Source organism: Oceanisphaera sediminis (genome assembly GCF_039539745.1).
Taxonomy (GTDB): Bacteria; Pseudomonadota; Gammaproteobacteria; order Enterobacterales; family Aeromonadaceae; genus Oceanimonas; species Oceanimonas sediminis.
Window position 1 is genome coordinate 1 of sequence record NZ_BAABDS010000015.1, and the last position, 13,512, is coordinate 13,512.

At 58.7% G+C, this 13,512-nt stretch carries 9 protein-coding genes and 1 pseudogene; 9 read left to right on the forward strand and 1 reads right to left on the reverse strand.

The features are described from left to right. Nucleotides 1–271: 271 nt before the first annotated feature. The 7 genes and pseudogenes from ABD827_RS06170 to ABD827_RS06200 all read left to right on the forward strand — a co-directional run. Nucleotides 272–1,945 (forward strand): annotated as a pseudogene (locus ABD827_RS06170) (SulP family inorganic anion transporter); the annotation flags it as partial. A 245-nt stretch (nucleotides 1,946–2,190) separates the two neighbouring features. Next, a complete protein-coding gene (locus ABD827_RS06175) occupies nucleotides 2,191–2,661 on the forward strand; it encodes a methyltransferase family protein (RefSeq protein WP_344963323.1) in 471 nt (156 codons plus the stop codon). 122 nt (nucleotides 2,662–2,783) lie between these two features. Next, nucleotides 2,784–3,713, forward strand: a complete 930-nt coding sequence (gene rluF / locus ABD827_RS06180) for a 23S rRNA pseudouridine(2604) synthase RluF (protein WP_344963513.1) — start codon at nucleotides 2,784–2,786, stop codon at nucleotides 3,711–3,713. A gap of 283 nt (nucleotides 3,714–3,996) precedes the next feature. Next, a complete protein-coding gene (gene ydiJ / locus ABD827_RS06185) occupies nucleotides 3,997–7,053 on the forward strand; it encodes a D-2-hydroxyglutarate dehydrogenase YdiJ (RefSeq protein WP_344963324.1) in 3,057 nt (1,018 codons plus the stop codon). 114 nt (nucleotides 7,054–7,167) lie between these two features. Continuing rightward, the gene (locus tag ABD827_RS06190) at nucleotides 7,168–7,407 is read left to right on the forward strand and encodes a GlsB/YeaQ/YmgE family stress response membrane protein (protein ID WP_344963326.1); all 240 of its coding nucleotides are present in this window, start codon (nucleotides 7,168–7,170) and stop codon (nucleotides 7,405–7,407) included. An 82-nt stretch (nucleotides 7,408–7,489) separates the two neighbouring features. Beyond that, nucleotides 7,490–7,912: a hotdog family protein gene (locus ABD827_RS06195; RefSeq protein ID WP_344963328.1), complete on the forward strand. Its 423-nt coding sequence runs from the start codon at nucleotides 7,490–7,492 to the stop codon at nucleotides 7,910–7,912. A 123-nt stretch (nucleotides 7,913–8,035) separates the two neighbouring features. Next, nucleotides 8,036–9,805, forward strand: a complete 1,770-nt coding sequence (locus ABD827_RS06200) for a DEAD/DEAH box helicase (RefSeq protein ID WP_298715508.1) — start codon at nucleotides 8,036–8,038, stop codon at nucleotides 9,803–9,805. Between the two features lie 721 nt (nucleotides 9,806–10,526). On the opposite strand, the gene suhB is transcribed toward ABD827_RS06200, so the two are convergent. Next, nucleotides 10,527–11,330 carry an inositol-1-monophosphatase gene (gene suhB / locus ABD827_RS06205; protein WP_344963331.1) on the reverse strand — a complete coding sequence of 268 codons (804 nt, stop codon included), beginning with the start codon at nucleotides 11,328–11,330 and terminating at the stop codon, nucleotides 10,527–10,529. 227 nt (nucleotides 11,331–11,557) lie between these two features. On the opposite strand from suhB, the gene ABD827_RS06210 reads away from it, so the two are divergent. Then, nucleotides 11,558–12,082, forward strand: coding sequence for an acyloxyacyl hydrolase (locus ABD827_RS06210; protein WP_344963333.1), 525 nt, complete (start codon nucleotides 11,558–11,560; stop codon nucleotides 12,080–12,082). A 128-nt stretch (nucleotides 12,083–12,210) separates the two neighbouring features. Beyond that, a complete protein-coding gene (locus tag ABD827_RS06215) occupies nucleotides 12,211–13,389 on the forward strand; it encodes an MFS transporter (RefSeq protein ID WP_344963336.1) in 1,179 nt (392 codons plus the stop codon). Nucleotides 13,390–13,512 lie beyond the last annotated feature (123 nt).

Here is a 13,512-nt window from a genome sequence, read left to right on the forward strand (position 1 = left end):
GAAAATCTACCATGTCTGCCTATTTTTTTGGGGATCCCTCAGCGCGAAGGCGGGAATCCAGGGCTTGTGGCGCAGAACGGCCAGGCTGCGAGTCACCAGCAAAGGCACTGGACCCCCGCTTTCGCGAGGGTGACGAGAAAGACAAACCAGCCCCAGAGCCCACATCGGTGATGAGATCTTACTTAAGGTGTTCAAATAAAGATGAACAGGTATTTTCACCGAGGCTCACCCTATAATGAAATATAAACAAATAATTATAATTGGTTGAAAAATGAACAACTTTTTCTCTCTGGGACGGTGGATGCCGGGGCTGGTCACCCTGCTGGGATACCAGCGGGCCTGGTTGTTGCCGGATGTGCGGGCCGGGGTGTCGGTAGCGGCAGTGGCGCTACCGGTGGCCATCGCCTACGCGGAGCTGACCGGTGTTGGTGCCGTGGTCGGGCTCTATTCCTGTATTCTGCCTATGCTTGCCTACGCCTTGTTCGGCACCTCTCGTCAGCTGATTATCGGCCCGGATGCGGCCACCTGTGCGGTCATTGCCGCCGTGGTCACGCCGCTGGCGGCGGGGGATCCTACCCGCCACTGGCAACTGGTGATGACCATGACCGCCATGACCGGTTTCTGGTGTCTGGTGGCCAGTCGATTAAAGCTGGGGGTGCTGGCCGACTTTTTATCCCGCCCCATTCTGATGGGGCTGCTGAACGGGGTGGCCATCACCATTATCGTCGGTCAGTTGTCCAGCGTGTTCGGCTTCAGCTTTACCCAGTCGGGTCTGATTGAACGACTGCTGGCGGCGCCCGATTATGTCTCCCATATCCACACTTCGACCCTGAGTATCAGCCTGCTGACGCTGGTGGTGATGCTGCTGAGCCGGCGTTTTCGGCCGCAGTGGCCCAGCTCCCTGCTGGGACTGGCCGTCGCCACCACCCTGCTGTGGGGGCTGAATCCTTCGCGGCTCGAGGTGGCGGTGGTCGGCTCCCTGAGTGGCGGCATTCCTCAGCTGCAGCTTCCCGAATTTCCTCCGGGTCTGATTCGGGAGCTGGTGCTGCCGGCGCTTAACCTGGCCATGGTGAGCTTTGTGTCCATGATGCTGACGGCGCGCAGCTTTGCCGCCAAGAACGGCTACGATATCGATGCCGACAAGGAATTCCGGGCGCTGGGTTTTGCCAACCTGGCGTCGGCGATGTCTCAGGGCTTTGCCATCAGCGGCGCCGACTCGCGCACCGCGGTGAACGATGCCAACGGCGGCAAGAGTCAGCTGGTGTCCATTGTGGCGGCGCTGGTGATTGCGGTAGTGACCTTTTTTCTGACCGCGCCGTTGCAGTACATTCCTACCGCCGCCCTGGGGGTGGTGCTGATCATGGCGTCGTTGTCGCTGACCGACTTCAAAGGTCTGTGGGCGTTGCGCCATTCGGATAAATCGGCTTTCTGGCTGGCCTGGATTACCTTTGCCAGCGTGTTGTTCATGGGGGTGATCCCCGGCATTACCCTGGCGGTGCTGCTGGGCCTGTTCCAGTTTCTGCGCAATGTGATGCGCCCGACCGATCAACTGATGGGCATGAACGATGAAGGCATAGTGCATACCCTGGGCCATAACGAAGAAGTCAAGGCCATCACCGGGGTGCTGATTTATCGCTTCAATTCACCGCTGACCTACTTCAACGCCGCCTATTTCAAGCGGCGGGTCTTGCTGCTGCTGGGCGGTGAGCATCATCCGCCCAAGTGCCTGATTATCGATGCGGTTTCCTGCTTTACCCATCAGGATATCAGCGTGATGAGCATGGTGGGGGAGCTTCATAAAGAACTGAAACGACGCGGGGTACATATGGTGATGGCCGGAAGGCGAGGTCAGATGACGCACTGGCTGAAACAGGCCGGCATTCGGGTCGGGGAAGAAGGTATTCAGGTCTATCCCGATCTGTATCAGGCGTTGCGTATCAGCCGCCATCACTGGGCATCGGAGCCCGGTGACGGCGCGGAAGACAAGGACCCGAAAGAGAATAACGCAGGCAAACAAGCGGCCAGCACCCCGGCAGGGATGCAGTCGGGCGCGTCGGCGTCGGCTGATATCGGCGTAAAGAGGCAGATGATCGAGCCGGAGTCGGCAGCCGCCATCAACACCCGGCAAGAGCGAGTCGACGAGTCGGTGGCATTACCGGTAACGGCCTTCAATCGGCGGGACTTTCCGCTATGACGCCAAGGCAAAGTCGACTCCTGTGGTTACCCCCGCCGGCCGTGCTGGCGCTGACGGCCATCATGATGTGGCTGACCGAGCAACAGGCGAACCACTGGACGGTCTCTTTTTTCGGGCAGCAGGGGATAGCGATCCTTATCATGTTGACCGGGCTGGCGCTGATGCTGCTGGCGGTGTGGCAATTGCAGCGGGCCCGGACGACGGTATTGCCGTTCAACCCGGGCAAGACTAGCAATTTGGTGACTAATGGTATTTTTGGTTATTCGCGCAATCCCGTTTATCTGGGCGACTCCCTGCTGTTGCTGGCCTGGGCCGTCTGGCTCGGTAATGGCCTCGGTCTGCTGTGGTTGCCGCTGTTTGTCGGTTATATGAACCGGGTACAGATAGGGGCGGAAGAAGGGGCGCTGGCGGCAAAGTTTGGTGCCGAGTATTCCGATTACTGCCGTCGGGTGCGGCGTTGGCTATAGGACGGAGTCCGACACGAGACATGAAGCGGTCGGGCTTGCGAGCGACTGCCGGCAACTTTACACTGGCCGCTTTTCATCATAGCGCCTGCCCGGGCAGGCGACAGCAAGAGATCTCCGACCCCATGAGCGAAGACAAGAGCGCGACCCGCCTCAATAAATTCATCAGCGAAACCGGCATCTGTTCCCGGCGTGAAGCCGACCGGTTAATCGAGCAGGGCCGAGTCACGGTTAATGGCGACGTGGCGGGCATGGGCGTCAAGGTCACCGATGCCGATCAGGTGACCGTCAACGGCAAGCCCTTGCGCGCCAAGCCGAAGGCGGTGTATCTGGTCTACAACAAGCCGATTGGCATTACCTGCACCACCGACAGGGCGATTCCGGAAAACATCGTCGATGCGGTCAACTACAAGGCGCGTATCTTTCCCATCGGGCGGCTCGACAAGCCTTCCTGCGGCCTGATTCTGCTGACCAACGACGGCGATATCGTCAACAAGATACTGCGCGCCGGCAACGCCCACGAGAAGGAATATATCGTCTCGATGGACAAGCCGATCACCGACGATTTTGTTGCCCGCATGAGCGCCGGCGTGCCGATACTCGACACCGTGACCAAGCCCTGCAAGGTCAGAAGGGTCGGCCCCAAGACCATCAATATCATCCTGACCCAGGGCCTGAACCGGCAGATCCGCCGCATGGCCGAATACCTGGGCTTCAGCGTCACCAGCCTCAGACGAGTGCGGATCATGAACATCGAACTGGGCGGACTGAAGTCCGGTCAGTGGCGTGAAGTCACGCCCCGGGAGCTGGCGCTGATCAACAGCATGATCGGTGACTCGAGTAAAACCGAAGAAGCCTCCATTCTCGAACAGCCCAAAGCCGCCCGCCAGGGCCCGCGCATCAAGGACAAACCGGCGACGGCCAGCCGTGGTAAACCGGCCAGGACCGGTAGCGGACGCGATCGACGTTCAGCTCCGCCAGGGGCCGGCCGGCCCGGCTCGCGTTCCAATTCTCGGCCAGGCAGCCGCACCGGCGGCAAAAAGACCGGACGCTGAAACCTGAAAGGTGCGGTAACGATTCTTTCGTAGGGTCGAATTCATTCGACCTGTGGTGTTGCTCGTAAGCTGGGCTGGTCCAATAAATTGGACCCTACCTCCCACTTGACTGCGGGGCCGCAGATATGACTGCGGGCTTTCCCCAGGGGGAGGCGGGGTGGGGGGCACTTTTAACCGAGCTACCGGGCTTCAATACCAGACCTCGTCTGGTCGGTTATTAACGCTGAGTGTATACTGGCCGCCACTCCGGGCGTATTTAACGAATGACAGGGAACAGGCCGTTATGATCCCAAGGATAGATCTGCAGCAGCAGATAACCCCTACCTATTTTGCTTTTCTCGATGCACTGGCCGAGAGCGGCTTTCGTGGCGATATTGAACGCAGCTATGCCAGCCGGTTGGCGGTGGCCACCGACAACAGCGTCTATCAGAGCCTGCCGCAGGCGGTGGTGTTTCCGCGCTCCACCCAGGATCTGGTGGTGATGCTGGGTCTGGCGGCCAAAACCGCCTATCAGGACATCAGGTTTGCCCCCCGCGGTGGGGGCACCGGCACCAACGGCCAGTCGCTGAACGACAACATAGTGGTGGACCTGTCGCGGCACATGCATCAGTTGCTCAACATCGATGCGGACGGGCGCCGGGTGCGGGTACAAACCGGCATGGTCAAGGACCGGCTCAATCAGCTGGTGGCACCGCACGATCTTTTCTTCTCGCCGGACCTGTCGACCAGCAATCGGGCGACGCTGGGGGGCATGATCAACACCGACGCCTCCGGTCAGGGCTCGCTGGTGTACGGCAAAACCTCGGATCATGTGCTGGGCGTTACCGCGGTGCTGGTGGACGGCACCATCATCGAAACCGGCCCCGTCTCCGGTGAGGCGCTGGACAAGAAGCTGGAAGAAGACAGCCGGGAGGCGGAGCTCTATCGCTGTGTGTATCACAGTGTGACCGGGCATGCCGGTGAAATAGAAACACGTTTTCCCAAGCTGAATCGCTTCCTTACCGGCTACGATCTCAGGCACGTCTACGACAAGGCCAGCCATACCCTGGATTTGACCCGCATCCTGTGCGGCTCCGAAGGCTCGTTGGCCTTTATCGCCGAAGCCTGGCTCGATCTCACTCCCATTCCGACCTATCGCACCCTGGTCAACGTCAAGTACGACAGCTTTCAGTCGGCGCTGCGCAATGCGCCGCTGATGGTGGAGGCGAAGGCGCTGTCGGTGGAAACCGTGGACTCCAGGGTACTGGGTCTGGCGCGGGAAGACATCATCTGGCATTCGGTCAGCGACCTCATTCAGGACGTGCCGGGCAAGGTGATGGACGGCCTCAACATGGTGGAATACGCCGATCAGGACGGTGACGCCCAGCGCGAGAAGGTCGAGGCACTCTGTGCCCGGCTCGATGGCCTGATCGAGCGGGGCGAGGCGGGCATCATCGGCTATCAGGTGTGTGACGATCTCGCTTCGCTCAACCGTATCTATGCCATGCGCAAGAAGGCGGTGGGTCTGCTCGGTAACACCAGGGGCCGCAAAAAACCCATCGCCTTCGTGGAAGATACGGCGGTGCCGCCCGAAAATCTGGCCGACTATATTGTCGAGTTCCGTGCCCTGCTGGATGAGCACGGCCTGCAATATGGCATGTTCGGCCACGTAGATGCGGGCGTGCTGCACGTGCGTCCGGCGCTGGACATGACGGATCCCGAGCAGGAAGTGATGCTGCGCAGAATCTCCGACCAGGTGAACGCGCTTACCGCCAAATACGGCGGCCTGATGTGGGGCGAGCACGGCAAGGGCTATCGTTCCGAATACAGCCCGACCTTTTTCGGTGAAACCCTGTTTACCGAGTTGCGTCGCATCAAGTCGGCCTTCGACCCCTTCAACCGACTCAACCCGGGCAAGATCTGCACGCCGCTCGACAGCCTGGATCAATTGGTGTCGGTCGACGCCACCAAGCGCGGTTTCTATGACCGTCAGATCCCGGTCAATGTGCGCGACGGTTTTACCCAGCCGATGGACTGCAACGGCAACGGCCTGTGTTTCGACTTCGATGTGCGCTCCCCCATGTGCCCCTCGATGAAGCTGAGCGCCGACCGTCGCCATTCGCCCAAGGGGCGGGCCGGTCTGGTGCGGGAATGGCTGCGCCAGCTGGCGGCCCAGGGTTTCGATCCCATGGCCGAAGAAGCGGCGGTAATGAGCCGCGGTGCCAGCGTCAAGGGCCTGGTGGAGCGGGTGAAATACACCTGGCAGAAAAGCCGGGGCGAATACGACTTCTCCCACGAAGTGAAAGAGGCGATGGACGGCTGTCTGGCCTGCAAGGCCTGCTCCAGCCAGTGTCCGATCAAGGTGGATGTGCCCACCTTCCGTGCCCGCTTTTTGCAGCTGTATCATCAGCGCTACCAGCGTCCGCCCAAGGATTACATGGTGTCCTGGGTCGAAAGTTATACCCCCTGGATGGCGAAGGCGCCCAGGCTGGTCAACCCGGTGATGAGCAACAAATGGGTGCAGCGCGGCGCCAGCTCGCTGCTGGGCATGGTGGACATGCCGCTGGTGAGCGACCCCAGCCTGAAAAACCTGCTGGCAACCGGCCCGGCGGCGCGTTTCGACATGGCCGAGCTGCAGGCATTGAGTGACGAACAGAAGGCGAAAACCCTGCTGATCGTGCAGGACCCCTTCACTTCCTTTTACGATGCCAAAGTAGTGTTCGATCTGGTGCAACTGGCCACCGCGCTCGGTTTCAACCCGGTGGTGCTGCCGTTCAAACCCAACGGCAAGCCGGCCCATGTCAAAGGCTTTTTGCGCCGCTTCGCCGGCATGGCCGCCGACAGCGCCCAGTTCCTCAACCATCTGGCCCGGCTCGACATTCCCCTTGTGGGCGTGGACCCCTCGCTGGTGCTTTGTTATCGGGACGAATACACCAAGGTGCTGGGTCCGGCCCGGGGCGAGTTCGAGGTGCTGCTGCCGCAGGAATGGCTGTTGCAACAACTGGAGCGTCTGCCAGCCAGAACGCCGGATGGCGAGCCCTGGTATCTGTTTGCCCACTGCACCGAAAAAACCGCGCTGCCGGCCACTCATCAGGACTGGGGCCGGATCTTTGCTTATCTGGGCGCCAAACTGGAGCCGGTGGCCGTGGGTTGCTGCGGCATGGCCGGCACCTATGGCCACGAGCGGGAGCATGCAGAAGGTTCCAGACAGCTGTATGGCATGAGCTGGGCCGAGCCGATGAACAAACTGCCGCGCGACCGGTGCATGGCCACCGGTTTTTCCTGCCGCAGTCAGGTCAAGCGCATCGAAGGGCAAGGCATCAAACACCCGGTGCAGGCGCTGCTAAGCTTGTTGGCTTGAGCTTTCGTAGGGTCGATTTCAATCGACCAATGGCATGAGCAATTGTCATAGCGGTCGAATACTCTTACCTAAAATAAATCGACCCTACGATCATTTGATACAAAAGGAGAGCATATGGGATTGATACTGGGTTTGATTATCGGCGGTCTGGCAGGCTGGATCGCCGGTAACCTGATGAAAGGGCAGGGCTTCGGCCTGCTGGGCAATATTCTGGTCGGCCTGGTAGGCGGCTTTCTCGGCGGTGTGGTGTTCCGGTTGCTGGGGCTGGCGGCTACCGGCGTGATTGGCTCCCTGATCATGTCGGTACTCGGCGCCGTACTCTTGATCTTTATTGTGGGCAGAATAAAAAGATGAGGGATTAGGGATTAGGGATTAGGGATTAGCGCCCCCAATCCCTATTCCCTGCTGTTACAGTCCCCATTCCCTGCAGTTAAATATGTGGAAAGATGAATTTACGCTGGACAAATCACATCAATTAACAGAGAATGCGCCCTCAGCCCAGTTGGGCATGACCTTTTGTGATGTGGGTCACGATATTCAAGCCGTAATGTGTTGCTTGAACATCGTAATAACCCGCCTATTCGGCATGCTACGTGGTGATACATCAGATGTGTTCGCCAAGACCCTGGGTTTTAGTAGCTGCCAAAATATGTGCGTTGAAGCGGGTTATATTGCGTTTTTTAGGAACATAACGCATCACGTCCGCGCCAAACGACGCAACCCTTGTCGGGTTGCCCGTCCCCTCCATTTGGGCGCGACGACACAAGTCTGGCAGATCGACATCCATGATGAGAAAGGCGGACTGGTTTTTACCGGAAAGTCAACCATGGCGGTGTTGAGACAAAAACGGCCAGATTAGCCTTGTGAATCTTAGTGTTAAACACACTCTGTAAAGGGAAACCCTCGTCTTTGGCGAGAATAGGTTGTCCCTGGCCTTTTACTGTATCAGTCCGCCGACATTCTATTAATTCGGAACTGTTAAATGACAAATACTTCTATTGTACCTGCTACCGACGCACCTGCTTTCACCGAGCTGGGTCTGGCCCCTGAAGTCTTAAAAGCACTGACCGATGCCGGTTACGTGACGCCTTCTGCCATTCAGGCTGCCGCCATTCCTACTCTGTTAAGCGGTCAGGACGTATTGGGTCTGGCTCAAACCGGTACCGGTAAAACAGCAGCATTCGCATTGCCGCTGCTGAGCACCATCACCGGTGGCAATGCCACCCCGCAGGTACTGGTACTGGCGCCGACTCGCGAACTGGCCATTCAGGTTGCCGAGTCTTTCGAAGGCTACGCCAAGTACCGCAAAGACATCCGTATTCTGTCCATCTACGGTGGCCAGGCATACGATTCGCAAATTCGCGCCCTGAAGCGCGGCGTCGACATCGTGGTCGGCACCCCGGGCCGAGTGATGGACCACATGCGTCGTGGCACCCTGAAGCTGGACAATCTGAAAGCACTGGTACTGGACGAAGCAGATGAAATGCTGCGCATGGGCTTTATCGACGACGTTGAATGGATTCTGGAACAGACTCCGTCTACCCGTCAGATTGCCCTGTTCTCGGCCACCATGCCGCCGGCCATTCAGCGTGTTGCGCAAAAGTACCTGAAAAACCCGAAAGAAGTGCGCATCGAAAACAAGACCCGTACCAACTCCAGCATTCGTCAGCGTTACTGGTTTGTGCGTGGCATGAACAAGCACGAAGGTCTGTGCCGTCTGGTCGAGACCGAAAACATGGATGCCATGCTGGTATTCGTGCGTACTCGTAAAGATGCCGAAGATCTGGCCGACATGATGAGTCGTGAAGGTCACGCCTGTGAAGCGCTGCACGGTGATATTCCGCAGAAACTGCGTGAAAAAGTGATCGAGCGTCTGAAAAACGGTCGTCTGAACATCCTGGTAGCCACCGACGTGGTTGCCCGTGGTCTGGACGTCGAGCGTATCAGCCATGTGGTCAACTTCGACATGCCGCACGACAACGAGTCTTACGTACACCGTATCGGTCGTACCGGTCGTGCCGGTCGTGAAGGTGACGCCATCCTGTTTGTAACCGGTCGTGAAAAGCGCGGTCTGTACAACCTGGAACGTCATACTCGCCAGCCGATTGAAGAAATGCAGATGCCGTCTGCCGATGAAATCAACAAGATCCGTGCCGAGCGCTTCAAGACTCGTCTGCGTGTCAGCGTTGAAGCCGATGAGAAATCACTGGCACCGTTCGTTGAAATGATCGAGTCGCTGCAGGCCGAAGGCATGGACAGCTCTCAGCTGGCCGCCGGTCTGGCTCGTTTGCTGCAGGGTGACCGTCCTCTGTTCATGGAAGATCGTCCGCAGGCCGCTCGTCGTCCCGATGTACGTGAAAACCGTGAGCGTGGCGAACGCAGCGAGCGTCCGCGTACCCCTCGTGGCGGCCGTGACGATGTGTCCGGTGTGGTCATGGAAACCTTCCGCGTAGACGTGGGTCGGGTACACGGCGTCAAGCCGGGTCACCTGGTGGGTGCCATCGCCAACGAGGCGGATCTGGAATCCCGTTACATCGGCCAGATCCAGATTCACGACGATTTCTCTACCGTTGACCTGCCGGAAGGCATGACTGCCGACGTGCAGAAGGTACTGCAGAACGTGCGTGTTTGTCAGCGTCCGCTGAACCTGGCCAAGTACGAGGGTGGCCCGCTGCCCCGTCGCAGCTTCCGTCCCAACGACGATCGCAAGCCGCGTTCACCGCGTCGTAACGACAAGCGCCTGAACGGTTAATCACCGCTTCACACCGCGATTAAAAGGCCTGCCGGGTAACCGGCAGGCCTTTTTGCTGTGCGGGGAAAGCGGCGCCTACGGCCGCCGTATTTCGTAGGGTCGAATTTATTCGACCGGTGGTGTGGCACACCCTGGCTGGGTCGGTCCATTGAAATGGACCCTACGGGCTGAGCTGTGTTTTTGTAGCTGCCGCTTTAGCTGGCAGGCCCTGCGTAGCAGGGCAATACCCATAACGCCGAACCTGCAGATCATGCGTCGAGCTTGAATGTTCCGATTTGCATGCAGGTTCGCGCCAGCTGAAGCGGCGCCTACATGAGCCACCTGTGGGCTCGACTTCAGTCGGGAGGTTTTGTTGATTGATGCATGATCGCCCCACTGAAGTGGTGTCTACAAGGAGCCGTGCAGGCTTGTGGTTTTTGTAGCTGCCGCTTCAGCTGGCAGGCTCTGCGAAGCAGGGCAATACCGACAACACAGAACCTGCAGACCATACGCCGTACCTGAACATTCCGACGTGCCTGCAGATTCGCGCCGCATAAATGGTATCTACGGGGGCCGTGCGAATGTATTCGACCAATGGCGTATCACGGTGGTTAGGCCGGTCCAATGAATTGGACCCTACGCGGCGGGCAGGTTTGTGCTTTTCTTGCCCTAATCCCCAACCGCAAACGCCGGGCACAAAAAAGCCCCGCCGGGGCGGGGCTGTTTATACCGAGGGGCTAACTCAGCTGGCCAGAGATTCCGGCAGGTGCTCGCGAATGGTAGATAGCATGGTTTTCAACACCTTGGGGTTGGCACACACTATGTTGCCGTTACGCTCATAGTTATGACCACCAACGAAGTCGGTCACAATGGCGCCGGCTTCACGGGCGATCAGGCTGCCGGCGGCGAAGTCCCAGGGCTTGAGGCCCAGCTCCCAGTAACCGTCGACACGACCGGCGGCCACGTACACCAGATCCAGGCTGGCGGCGCCGGCACGGCGAATGTCGGAGCACTGAATGAACATATCCTTGAACATCGCCAGGTAGGCGTCGGCCTGGTGCTTCTGCTTGAACGGAAAGCCGGTAGCCAGAACGGTATTGTTCAGATCCTTGGCCTTGCCGGTACGAATACGGTAACCGTTCAGCTGGGCACCGGCACCGCGGCTGGCGGTGAACAGTTCGTCACGAATGGGATCGTAAACCACGGCCTGCTCGGTGCGGCCCTTGACACGCAGCGCGATGGAAACCGCGAAGTGGGGAATGCCTTTTACGAAGTTGGCAGTGCCATCAAGCGGGTCCACAATCCATTGGTAATCCGGATTGCTGCCGGTCAGCTCACCACATTCTTCGCCGATAATCGTATGCTCCGGGTAAGACTTGCGGATGGTATTGACGATGGCGTTTTCTGCGTCCAGATCGACATTGGTAACAAAATCGTTCTGGCCTTTCTGGCGTGCTTCTGTGTTATCCGGATTGGCAAAACCCTTGACGATAACTTGACCGGCGTTGCGCGCAGCGCGCACCGCAATATTCAGCATCGGATGCATATGAGTGAACCCACTTGATGTTAAAGAACGAAATTTGAGCGGCGTATTATACCTGTGAACCCGAACCAGGCAAGGACTAAATCCCCGTCAGCCGACCGGACATCGATAATACCCATGTAATGAGAGGTGATGAGAGCTGATGAAAGCGATTGATCCCGGTTCCCTTATCCCGGCTCGGCGCATAAAACGGCTATGGTTAAATGAGGTCGTCACCAGAGATAAAGCGCATGAACAAACCGAGTCTGTTTGCCTTGTTGATGTTATCCATGCCGGTTTGTGCCGAGAGCAACCTGATGCTGGGGGCCGGTGGTGGCGATGGTGCCGACTCTTACCATGCGGGCCTGGAGTGGCGGCAAGCCTGGCGGAGTCTGGGGAGCGGGCACTTGTGGTACGGCGTGGGTATCAATGGCAGTTACTGGGAGTCCGATGACGATGACCTGATGCAGCTGAGCCTGATACCGATGCTGCATTATCGCTTCGAACATTATAGTGTCGAGCACCATCGTTTCGAACACAACGGCGGCTGGACGCCTTTCCTGCTTGCCGGTGTGGGGCCGGCCTGGATCAGCCAGACCCGGCTTGGATCACGGGATCTGTCCAGCCGGTTTCAGTTCAGCAGCCGGGTAGGTGTAGGGGTGGCGGTTGCGCACCACAGTTTGGCACTGGAAGGCTGGCATCTGTCCAATGGCGGCATCAAGGAGCCCAACGATGGAATAAGCAGCTGGAATATTATCTATCGTTATGATTTCTGATTAGAAAAACTGGGTCTGGCTATTACAAAAGGTCGCTCTGCTCGCTATTGCCAGTTCATCCCTCCGTTGATTATGATGCGATCCAAATCACAGTCTGCCCGTTCGGGCACCTTTTGGAGTGCGCGGCCATGTCAGGCCTGTCCCTGGTATTACTTACGGTGTTAATGGTGGCCTCGGGTCAGATGACCCAAACCCTTTATGTGCCCGCCATGGGCGACATGGCAGAGGCATTGCAGGTGGCCGGCAGCAGCCTGCCGCTGGTAATGGCGTTTTATCTTATCCCCTATGGTCTGTTCCAGTTTATCTACGGCCCTCTGTCGGATCGCTTTGGTCGTCGCCCCGTGCTGCTGGCCGGGCTGGCCGTCTACGTACTGGGCTCGGCGCTGATTCTGGCCTGGCCGGTGTTTCCGATGCTGCTTCTCGGCAGCTTTATTCAGGGCGCCGGCACGGCGGCGGCGGGCAGCCTGTGCCGCAGCCTGATGCGGGACAAGTTTGAAGGCGCCGATCTGATCCGCTACAACGGCTATGTGTCCATGGGCATCATGCTGGCCCCGTTGCTGGCCCCGCTGATCGGCGGCTACCTCAACCTGCACTTCGGCTGGCAATCCATGTATCTGTTTTTGCTGGTGGTGGGCCTGTTGATCACCCTGGTGATGGTGTGCTGGTTTCGGGAAACCCTGCCGGCGGAACGTCGCCATGCCCAGCCGATGCTGCCGGCCTATCAGCACGTATTGCACAACGGTGCCTTTTGCCGTCAGCTCGGCATGCTGATGGCCGCCTTCGCCGGCGTTATCCTCTATGAGGCGGTATTCGGCGTGCTGGTCAGCCAGCAGAGCGGGCTGACCAGCACCGAAATCAGCCTGCTGTTTATTCTGCCGCTGCCGCTGTATTTTGCCGGTGCCATGTTGGCCTCGCTGAAGGCGGCAACCTGGTCGATTAACCGCCTGCAGTGGGTGTCCACGGTGGCCTTGCTATTGGGGGCGAGCATAGTGCTGGCATCCGCCTTCGAGCCCGGCTGGAGCGTGGCCGGGCTAGTACTGGGAGGCGGCGTTTACTTTGCCGGTGCCGGCTTGCTGTTTCCGGTAGCCACCTCCAGGGCGGTTGCGCCGTTCCCGCAACACAGCGGCACCGCCGGTGCCCTGCTCGGTGGCAGCGCCAATCTGGGCGGCGGTATCTTTTTGCTGGTGCAGGGGGCCTTGCCACAAATGAATCAGTCGGTGCTGGGCGGCCTGCTGCTGGCCTTTGCCGGACTGGTGGCCTGGCTGCTGATACCAAGAACGGATGCCTTGCCAGAGCCGGGCATTTAAATTGTGAGGGGTGAATAGTGAGGTGTGAAGGGGGAGGCGTGAGGATAGGGGCTCTTGTAGCTGCCGCTTCAGCTGGCAGGGCCAGCTCTGCTGGCCGTTAACACCTATTCATCAGGCATAGCG

Bases quoted from the DNA above. Each gene is read 5' to 3' on its own strand.
- suhB (WP_344963331.1), bottom strand. From the start codon at position 11,330: ATGCATCCGATGCTGAATATTGCGGTGCGCGCTGCGCGCAACGCCGGT.
- ABD827_RS06175 (WP_344963323.1), top strand. From the start codon at position 2,191: ATGACGCCAAGGCAAAGTCGACTCCTGTGGTTACCCCCGCCGGCCGTG.
- rluF (WP_344963513.1), top strand. From the start codon at position 2,784: ATGAGCGAAGACAAGAGCGCGACCCGCCTCAATAAATTCATCAGCGAA.
- ABD827_RS06200 (WP_298715508.1), top strand. From the start codon at position 8,036: ATGACAAATACTTCTATTGTACCTGCTACCGACGCACCTGCTTTCACC.
- ABD827_RS06215 (WP_344963336.1), top strand. From the start codon at position 12,211: ATGTCAGGCCTGTCCCTGGTATTACTTACGGTGTTAATGGTGGCCTCG.
- ydiJ (WP_344963324.1), top strand. From the start codon at position 3,997: ATGATCCCAAGGATAGATCTGCAGCAGCAGATAACCCCTACCTATTTT.
- ABD827_RS06210 (WP_344963333.1), top strand. From the start codon at position 11,558: ATGAACAAACCGAGTCTGTTTGCCTTGTTGATGTTATCCATGCCGGTT.
- ABD827_RS06190 (WP_344963326.1), top strand. From the start codon at position 7,168: ATGGGATTGATACTGGGTTTGATTATCGGCGGTCTGGCAGGCTGGATC.
- ABD827_RS06195 (WP_344963328.1), top strand. From the start codon at position 7,490: ATGTGGAAAGATGAATTTACGCTGGACAAATCACATCAATTAACAGAG.